Genomic DNA, 1,872 nt, shown 5'->3' with positions numbered 1-1,872 from the left:
ACAGCCGGAAAATACATTCCTTTCCGCGGATCATCTGTTCCTAATTGTCCTAAATCCTGTTCGATGTAAATAACTTCCGGAACTTCGTTTTTAATATGATCTTGTAGTGCTAAAAATAGTTTTCCGAAAGGTGATTCAACGTTTTTTAAAAGGTCTTGTGTTGGCATAATTTATTGTAATATCTGTTTAATATCCCGTGTAACTTGTCTATCGATAGCCCTGTTTAATACAACACTATCCCTGTCATTGGTTGGCATAAACTGACGTTTTGGGATGTTCATTTTTCGCGTATGTGCTTTTACTGAACTTTGGCCAGATTTAAAAGTTACGGTCTGCATTCGTTCATTTCCTTTCTTGGTCATTCTACCAGTACCAACTTTCTTTTTGCTGTATTTGCTCCGGGTGTGAGCTTTTACGGTTACAGTTCCTTTAAAACCCTCGTTGTGTAACCTGGCATAAGGTCGGTTATTTTTTAAAGTAACTTGTCCGGGTTGGGTGGTGTAATGGTTGTCAGCTCGTAACGCTCCACTATCAACTAAGGTTGAACCTCTTTTTTTATTGCTCTTTTTCCAACGATCAAAGCTTTGTCCCTGAAAACCTCCCGCTCTGAAATTACCATTTATAAAACGCAAAGCTATGTTTCCGGCAACAGACGGGAAGCGGTTCATTGCATAGTTTTTGACCTCACTTGCCTTTCTTTCCAGTGCTCTTGTGAATTCTTCAGGACTCATAATTAATTTGTTATAATTTAGTAAAATTCATTACCTTTGTATTTATGACTACAACCGATACATATAAAGGTATTGACTTAACTGTCGCTACTCAGGCGGATTTAGCTAAATCTCTAAAAATATCACCTGTGTTAATTTCACCTGAGAATGAAATTAGTGAAGAGGAACAGCGTATTTTTGAGCTATTTGCTTTTGCTGAAAGTCATCAGCTTGACGAACTTACAAACGAGTTAAAAGCTATTTACCCGTCGTTTTAGTTTTTAAACCTTCATTATTGATTAATAAATTATTAAACTGCTCTTCGGGCAGTTTTTTTGCATAATCAATAAACTTAACCATTGTAGCCTTTCTTAATTTAATGTCGCTATTCTTTGATAAAGCACCCACTAACCCTTCAATTTGAGTGGTATAATTGCCATTAATAAGGTATTGTTTTACTTCTTTGAGTACCTTTTTTTCGTCAGCACCCATAAATTTAATAAGGCTATCATAATTTCTTACCATAGTATTATAGCCTGTATTCTCTCTATGGTTTGTTAGCTCTGTGTTTTCAAGTTTACCGCCCAGTTTTTTCATAAATTCCGGCAGTGTTTTCCTTGATACAAATTCGTTTGCAAGCTCCATTGTTTGCGTTTCTTTTGGTGTTAGCATTCTGCTGTAGTGGATTCCGGGTTTATTTGCGTTGTGCATAATTTCATGATGCATAGTGGACAATGCTTTTTCCTGGGCAAAAGTTGTTTTTTTTCCGTTTCGTATATTGTTTAATGCCTCAATAACTTCTTTGGTGATGTCTTCTTTTAAGTGTATCGTACCATTCATGTCTGTATATCCATTGACACCTGCTCTACTTGTTGTTTTTAAAGCTTTAAATCCTCTATGGAATAGTTCAGGGTTGTCTTTTGCAAAATTTGCAAAGAAGTCACTGGCATCTTCTGTTGTCTTTAACTCTTTTAAAACGTTTGGTTTTTGAACCCCTTCTGCTTTTTTGGTTTCTACCTTGAAATAAGGATGCTCCTTATTAAATATCACATTGCTTAGTGCAGCATTATTATCGAAAATAGTGCCTTTTACCAAAGGATCAACCGCATTGTTAGCCCAGTCACTATCAAACTCCTTACTTAAGTTTCTTGCGATACCTGGA

General features: G+C 36.1%; 3 protein-coding genes. 1 reads left to right on the top strand and 2 read right to left on the bottom strand.

The annotated features are described in order from the left end of the window. Positions 1-170: 170 nt before the first annotated feature. On the bottom strand, positions 171-731 hold the full coding sequence (locus tag GXM17_RS21215; RefSeq protein ID WP_208796479.1) for a phage virion morphogenesis family protein: 561 nt from the start codon (positions 729-731) through the stop codon (positions 171-173). A gap of 44 nt (positions 732-775) precedes the next feature. On the opposite strand from GXM17_RS21215, the gene GXM17_RS21210 reads away from it, so the two are divergent. After that, entirely contained in the window at positions 776-988 is a 213-nt protein-coding gene (locus tag GXM17_RS21210) for a hypothetical protein (protein ID WP_163401512.1), read from the top strand. Here the strand turns inward: GXM17_RS21210 and GXM17_RS21205 are convergent. After that, a partial coding sequence (locus GXM17_RS21205; protein ID WP_208796478.1) for a hypothetical protein occupies positions 969-1,872 on the bottom strand: 904 nt, incomplete at its 5' end. The genes GXM17_RS21210 and GXM17_RS21205 overlap by 20 nt on opposite strands.

It is taken from the genome of Flavobacterium fluviatile (genome assembly GCF_010645065.1).
Lineage (GTDB): Bacteria > Bacteroidota > Bacteroidia > Flavobacteriales > Flavobacteriaceae > Flavobacterium > Flavobacterium fluviatile.
This window is presented reverse-complemented; position numbering and strand designations above follow the sequence as displayed.